General features: G+C 47.7%; 8 protein-coding genes. 2 read left to right on the top strand and 6 right to left on the bottom strand.

Annotated features, from left to right (window positions below; genetic code table 11):
• Positions 1-397 precede the first annotated feature (397 nt).
• Complete coding sequence (locus EYA77_RS03750) at positions 398-973, top strand: hypothetical protein (RefSeq protein ID WP_167815898.1); 576 nt, start codon at positions 398-400, stop codon at positions 971-973.
• 117 nt (positions 974-1,090) lie between these two features.
• Here the strand turns inward: EYA77_RS03750 and EYA77_RS03745 are convergent, their stop codons facing one another.
• From EYA77_RS03745 to EYA77_RS03725, 5 genes are all read right to left on the bottom strand, one after another.
• Entirely contained in the window at positions 1,091-1,450 is a 360-nt protein-coding gene (locus tag EYA77_RS03745) for a hypothetical protein (protein ID WP_042700861.1), read from the bottom strand.
• Positions 1,451-1,821: 371 nt separating this feature from the next.
• Positions 1,822-2,133, bottom strand: a complete 312-nt coding sequence (locus EYA77_RS03740; protein ID WP_209314998.1) for a DUF86 domain-containing protein — start codon at positions 2,131-2,133, stop codon at positions 1,822-1,824.
• Complete coding sequence (locus EYA77_RS03735; RefSeq protein ID WP_052320052.1) at positions 2,130-2,459, bottom strand: nucleotidyltransferase family protein; 330 nt, start codon at positions 2,457-2,459, stop codon at positions 2,130-2,132. Before EYA77_RS03735 ends, EYA77_RS03740 begins: the two co-directional genes overlap by 4 nt.
• A gap of 1,180 nt (positions 2,460-3,639) precedes the next feature.
• Positions 3,640-4,131, bottom strand: coding sequence for a glycerol permease (locus tag EYA77_RS03730; protein ID WP_167815896.1), 492 nt, complete (start codon positions 4,129-4,131; stop codon positions 3,640-3,642).
• Positions 4,132-4,518: 387 nt separating this feature from the next.
• Positions 4,519-5,823, bottom strand: coding sequence for a Fic family protein (locus EYA77_RS03725; protein ID WP_167815895.1), 1,305 nt, complete (start codon positions 5,821-5,823; stop codon positions 4,519-4,521).
• 157 nt (positions 5,824-5,980) lie between these two features.
• Between EYA77_RS03725 and EYA77_RS03720 the strand changes: the two genes are divergently transcribed.
• Entirely contained in the window at positions 5,981-6,310 is a 330-nt protein-coding gene (locus EYA77_RS03720; RefSeq protein WP_042700869.1) for a nucleotidyltransferase family protein, read from the top strand.
• A gap of 253 nt (positions 6,311-6,563) precedes the next feature.
• On the opposite strand, the gene EYA77_RS03715 is transcribed toward EYA77_RS03720, so the two are convergent.
• Positions 6,564-7,121 (bottom strand): hypothetical protein, encoded by a 558-nt coding sequence (locus EYA77_RS03715; RefSeq protein WP_245241162.1) that lies wholly within the window; start codon positions 7,119-7,121, stop codon positions 6,564-6,566.
• Between the last annotated feature and the right edge of the window lie 71 nt (positions 7,122-7,192).

The following is a 7,192-nucleotide window of genomic DNA, read 5'->3' as shown; positions in this document are numbered from 1 at the left end:
GGTCGGAGCTCGTGTTGGACTGAAACCTCCGGCGATCATCGTGATCGGCGAAGTGGTCGGGCTGTATAAGGAATAGGAGTTACGCTGTGTTTGGGTCGATCCGATTCAAGCGAGGGTCGAAGACCCGAGTCGGAGAGCAAATCTTTGATTTGCGGTTCGCGGTTGGTTTTATCTCAGGTATCCATATCCAGCTATACTCTTTCCGAATTGGATTGTGATTAACACCGCGTAACTCCTATTGTAATATATTTCAGGTTGACATCGAAGATATCTCTGAGGAATATCTTTTTCAGATTCTATATCTCTCTTTGCAGACTTGAGTCTCTCTTAATTCTCTCATGTAAGATCATGAAATTCAACCAAGATGTATTTTATCTTACACAAACAACTACCTGTTATGACCGATACACAATCACCTTCCGATAAAGTTCTCTGTTCTATTTCTGCATTGATTTTACTATACGAAAAGAAGAAAAAACTTCTGGAATCAAATATGGATGAAATATTTAGAGGGAATGGGGGGTTTGCTTCGTTAAATGAAGTGGACAGACATCGCCACTCTTCCAAAGAATTGTATGATATTAAATCAGAAATCGAGGAACTACTGGATGATGCAGATTCACTGAAATGGCTTGAACAATTCAAAGGTGTTGAAGATGGCGACACAGAAGATTCACGTAAAATCAAGACAGAAAAGTATGATTCACTGTTGCATGAAAAATACGTAAAAGCAGACGCCATTCAGTTAAAAATTGAGAATTTGGCATGTGAGCTTGAAGATTTACAACGTCAAAAGCAGAATCTTGATAATTATGGCCGTGCGTTGTTTTTGAGGTGGGAAGAAGTCAGCGGCATATTAGACCTTGAAGATGATCCTGATTATAATCCGCTTAATAATGTGGAGGCTGAGACAATCGGGAAGCTTGATGATTTGAAATCCAGATTACATAAGGTGGATGTTACTATAGAATAGGAGTTAGTTTGATCTTAACTGAAAAAACTGACGTACTTATGGGACGTACTTCGATTCGCAGTTGGTTTTTCTCTTGCGTCTGCACTGATGCCACACTCTTCGCGAATTGGATCGAGATCATATCCACACGGCATCTTTAAAGCGTTCGCCGCGGGCCTTTGCAGCTGGAGAGAGATTCAGAGCAGGGTTGTTGAAAAACCCGAATCCATCTGAAAACTGTAGTTGCGCTTCTTCAATGGCCTCTTTGACGTTTGGAGATGAAACAAGGATCGAGTATTCCGTATTTGCCAGTTGGATATAGCCGTTTTCTGCAATATTCAATGTTAACGGCAAGGGTTTTTTCAGCTTTTTCATCTCTTCGCCAATGAATACTGAATGGAGAAATATAACGCCATACTCTTCTCCTCTGTCTCCATTTCTCGCCTGCATGATCGTATCTGATAATGCGGAGGGGAAGATAATAGGTTTTGCTGTCATGGAATCGTCGATACGATTGGTTTTTTGGTTCGAGGAGGAATGCGGCGGGTGCTATAGATATGCAGAGAGAATTGGAACGGATCACCCTTGTACCCTGAAAGTGACTGTTGGCAAATATACTTCTCCCACATCTCTTTCCTTTTTTCTGATTATGGGGTGCGGGAGGTGACTGCGGGCTGCCCCGGAGGGGCGACCAAAGCTTGAGCAAATCAACGATTTGCTCGCAAGTCTATCGACTTGGTCGCAAACTTTCAGTTTGCTCTGCTGAGGCCGCCCTTCGGGCAGCCCGCCTCAGGCACACATAAAAATGTCAGCATCAAAAAATCAATCATTGGTTTAATTCAAGTGCTGTACGCAGGGCAGATATCTGCTTATAAAGAGGCGGAATAATCGTTTACTGCAAGATCCCAGACGTATTTGAGATTGACATTCGCATATGCATGGATCAGACGGTCTCTCATTCCGGCCATTTTTCTCCAGGGGATATCAGGATATTCGGTGCGGATCTCTTCCGGGATATGTTTTGCCGCTTCACCGATGATTTCAATGAAACGGATGATGCCTCCGCTGTAGAGCGGGTCGGTTAAGAACTCCTGATAATCCATGCGGCTGACAGCAACCATGATGTTTTCAGATTGTTCGCAGATGTCATCTAAATATGTGAGGATATCAGGCGTTTTCATACAGCAGCTTGTCCTGGACTGCAGAAGATGACATCTTTTTGTATGCTGGATCGGATCCGCGGTTTGAGATATTCAAAGGAGACGAGGTCGACTTTGCGTTCCAGTATCGATTCAAGATACTCAGCGAGAGCAAGATAATTGTCGAATGTGTCAAATTCCGGTTTGCATGTATACAGGAGGTCGATGTCACTGTAAGGTGTGTCTTCTCCGCGTGCGACTGAGCCGAAGAGAGCGAGGAACTCAATGCCGTAGACTGTCTGGAGAGTTGAAAGAGAGGAGGCAAGTTGTGTAAGGACGCGGTTTTTGATACTTACATATTCGGACATTGACTGATGTCTGAGTATTTGTCTTTCGTATGTTATGAGGTTTTGCCTGCATGATCGTATCTGATAATGGGGAGGGGAAGATAATAGGTTTTGCTGTCAAGGGCGGGTTGGACGCGGAACGCGGCCGACCTTAGCCGAGGCGGGGACCTTTAGGTCCCTCAGCGGAGCAAGTCGATAGACTTGCGAGCAAACCGAAGGTTTGCGAGTGGGCGTGTTGATACGATCGGATCTTCGGTAAGGGGAGGCTCCTATATGTTGCGTGCAAGCCTTCGGCTTGCGTGCCGCCTCAAATGGGCTTTGCCCATTTGGGCTTTCCAGGCGGTTCATCTGCAGCGGAATCTTTAGATGATGTGAAATAAGCAAGGTCAGGATCTCTTTTTTTGGGTGTACGTCGAGTTCGTGTACGGCAATACTGTGGACACCAGAGATATCCCGCCGCGAATAAGCGGTGGGATTTCTCATAGTTCCACACTTTACCCTGCCCCTCATGAATTGGATTCGTCCAATATACTCACCTTAAAAAAAGAGCCCCATATTCGGAGGGTTTCCCCTCCAAGTATGGAGAATAACATGAAATACAAGAGGAGAACTCATCTCTGCCCGGTGAGAAAACTCGCAAATCTTTGATTTGCGGTTCGCGCCGATTCAAGCGAGCGAAGCGAGTCGGAGAGCAAATCTCTGATTTGCGAACGCGGTTTGTTCTTTCTCTTGTATCCACACTTGCCCCTCCCCCTCACGAATTGGATTCGCGCCGATTCAAGCGAGCGAAGCGAGTCGGAGAGCAAATCTCTGATTTGTGAGCGCGGTTGGTTTTTTCCTCATGCTTCCACACACAACAAACTCCTTCCCGAATTGGAGCCACACCAACACTGCGTAATTCCCATATAAAAAAATGCAGGGTGAATTTCTTCACCCCGCTCGCAAGGCAAAGCCTTGGTCGCAAATCAGAGATTTGGTCGCAAATCAGAGATTTGGTCGCAAATCAGAGATTTGCTCGGCTGAAATCGCCGGCTGCGCCGTCGATCCGCCTCAGCTGAGGCCGCCCCTTGGGGCAGCCCGCCTCTTACTTTCCCGATTCAACAAAACCCTCAACGAGCTTCCCAAAAAGCATGATGAGAAACCCGAGGAAGATCATGATGAGCTTCCTAAGGCGGCTGGAGATTCTCATCTCCTGCCTCCCTCAGTTCAGGGCCGGCTTGGTGTCTGCCCAGGCATCGACCGCGGCGACCGTTGCATCATCGGCATAGCCGGAAACGGTCATCGAATCGCGGTTGAGACTGATCTGGAAGGTGTCGGTCCCAAGCTTCGCGGAAATGCGGACGTTCCAGGTTGCTTCGGTACCGATCTCGGTCGTCTCGGCAGTACCGCCGTTCCCGAATGCTGCTTTAAGATCCGCACTGCCGGTGAGGGCGGTGATTGCGGCTGCGTATTCAGCTCTGCTGAATGCCGTGACCTGAACCTTACCGTTCATCTCGGAGGTGTTCGGGTCGAAGTAGCCGACATAGGTCTTGTAGGTCTGCTTCCCGAGCTCGACTTCGGCGAGGCCGAGGGGATTTTCCACGCCGGTAATTTCTGCGATGATCGCATCATACGCGGCGGCGTTCGTAAACTCTGCAGTGAAGATCCGCTTTGCGGACTTCGAGATTGCTGTCTGAATGAAATCAGCTGTCATGTTTTTTTCTTTCCCGAGATCAGTTGGGGCCCCGTCCAACCTCTGATTATACTCTTGGAGAGGGTGGGGGATAGCGGTAAAGTTTTTGCGGATTTTTACCAAAAAAGATGGGTTTATATGGGGGTATGCGGAGGGGGTGTCGGGAAGTCTGCAGATCCAATTACTAAATTTACACAACTTAGTAATTCATTAGTAGTTGGCCTTCTGTCTCCTCTTCCTCAGTCAGTGAATACGAGTAAAATGGATCCAATTACTAAATTTACACAACTTAGTAATTCATTAGTAGTTGGCCCATTATCCCCTCTTCCTCAGTCAGTGAGTACGAGTAAAATGGATCCAATTACTAAATTTACACAACTTAGTAATTCATTAGTAATTCAAAAAAAATTAGTCGATTTTTTGTAACCACTCAGGCCGCACTGAATAAAAAAAAGCCCTCCCTTTCTTCTTTACACTCAGATACTTCGAATCCGCCAGATGTATAAGATCAGTCCTTGCAGTCTGATGCGTTACTGAAAACCGGTCTGCGATCTCCCTGATGCCGAACTCTTCAGTCTTATACTCAACCATATAGGTAAGGATGGCTGCCTGCCGCCTGCTCACATCCGGCAGCACAGAAATTGCCTTCTCTGCATTACTCTTTCTGCTGCTCTCACGCTTCAGGTGACTGATCAATGCCTCCCGTGCCTTTCTGATACACCGGATATTATACAAAATGAAATACGTCAGATCAAGATCATCCTCCTCCGTCGCGAGATACGCATCCCGGTATTTTGCCGGTGCCTGCTGAATGATTTTCGAAATCGGAATATATGCAAACACCTCATACTTCCTTGACAACACATACCAGTAAAAGAGCGTTCGGGCTGTCCTCCCGTTACCGTCATAAAACGGATGGATGTAGCCGATCAGAAAATGCAGTGCAATACCCACGATAATCGGATGAACAAATGAATCCCCGTCATTTGGATAATGCCTGTCATGATTCACAAAATCGCACAATGCGGCAATCATCGGCTCGATCTCCTCGGCATTCGGGGGGTAATGAATCACTTTGCCGGTCATCTTATCGATTACGGAAACATCATTTGTACTCCTGAAAACCCCCGACTGCGTCTCATCCTTCAACGTATCCTTCGTCACGATACCCTGCACTTCCCGGATAAACTCAGGAGTCAGCATATCATCTGTCCTGCCCCGGATAAACTGCATCGCCAGATGATTGTTCACGATCATCTGCTCATCCTTATTCTTTGGAGGAATATTTTTTCGGAGCATATTCTTTGCTGCAAGCTCTGTAGTAACAGCCCCCTCAAGCTTACTCGAAGCGATCGCTTCATCGGACAAAGCCTCAATAATATATTCCGTTGCAGACTCCAGAGACTTACTGCCCTGTGAAAAAACTTTTGAGAGATTCTGGTCACACACATGCAGTTCCCGCGAGATCTCCGGCGTAAGAACATAGGTGATATCCAGCGGTTTATACGGCAGATGGTTACAGGATAATGCCCGTGTCAATTTGAGAATCGCCCAGTTATCCTCCCACTGATCTCTCGGCACCCGGTACTTTAACTCATCTTTGGTATAATATTCGCCCAAATTCCCGAGTGACAGTGCACCTTTCAGACCGGTGAGCTGTTTACTTAATTCTTTAATGTGGATATCGCGACCCAAAGTATTTTCATCAGCCATATACTAATCTCCAAACTACTAATATTATGAAATTAGTAGTTTACTGTTTTATACTTATCTCCAGTCATGCCAACTCCGATTCCATTAAAAGCACACCCTGCCTGAAGCAGGCAAAACCGCATTACCATCCACCGACAAAGTATCATATACCTGTATCATGTCCGAATACACAAGCATCAAAAAGGAGGTACTCACGAAATTAGAGGCAAACCTTCCGGAGATACGCGAGCGTTTCGGGATTGAAACAATAGGAATATTCGGCTCGGTGAGTCGGGAAGAGGATACGGCTGAGTCTGATGTGGATGTATTGTATGCGTTCAAAACAGGCGGGGTGCCTCTTCGGGAATTTTTTGCCTTCAAACAGTATCTGGAAGATCTGTTTGGACGAACGGTCGATTTAGTTCCCGTACGATGGCTGGCACCCTCACTCCGCCCGTACATAGAACGTGATATGATACTGTTCGAAGCAAATAAGGCAGAGGCATGAAAGCTGAGTATATCTATCTGGACCACATGCTTCAGCGGTGTGAAAAATAAGAAGCCCTAGAGCTCCAGCTTTCGCCGCAGCTCCTCGGACATAATGATCACCGGCTTTCGGAGCCTATGCCGCTTTTCCGCGGTATGCACCGCCGATACGGAACACCCCGTCTCCTCCGCGATCTCCTCGCATGTCATCCCTTTCCGGAGCATGCAAAGAAACGTCTCCTTATCCCGCAGTTTGGGGTACTCATACCATTGCTTCATCGGAGATGAACCACCTTCGCGAGGCTCTCATGCGGATCCTTCTTCACATACCTCGCCGCCTCGCCGGCCGGGAGCGCCTTTCTCAGATCCAGCAGATTCACCTGTTCGACCTTCGCCACACGGGCACGGCCCGCCGTATCGACCGCGAGATCATACAGCTCCTTTCGGCCGATGAACCGTTTCGCATCCGATGATTTGATGAACACGAGACTGTCATACACATCCGGCAGCTCGTCCATCAGGAGATCTTTATCCACGACATCGTCCGTCGGGATCTCGAGCACGAACTCGTCCGATGTGAGATCTTCTGCTCTGATGATTTCGATCAGCTCCTTATGGCGGGCTTCGAAGACCTTCGTCAGCTCCTTCATACAGTACAGGAACTCCTGATACCAGTATGCCGCCGCGAACTCGTCCGCGGGAAGAGGCCGGTGCCCGAGAAGAAGGATCTCGAGAGAGGCGGGTGTGAGATCTTCCGTTGCGGATCCTGCAGGGCATACTGCATCGCACGCTGCCGTTGTGCCGCCCGTGTTCTCCGTCGTTTCTTCCGTCATGTGCTCCCTCCGGTCTTGATGTTGCCTTCGCATCTGCCGATCCAGACGGCTATTTTTGCGATCCGTTGTTT

The organism is Methanocorpusculum sp. GPch4 (assembly GCF_012062385.1).
GTDB lineage: Archaea > Halobacteriota > Methanomicrobia > Methanomicrobiales > Methanocorpusculaceae > Methanocorpusculum > Methanocorpusculum parvum.
The sequence above is the reverse complement of the archived record's forward strand: the minus strand, read 5'-3'. Positions and strand labels throughout refer to the sequence as shown.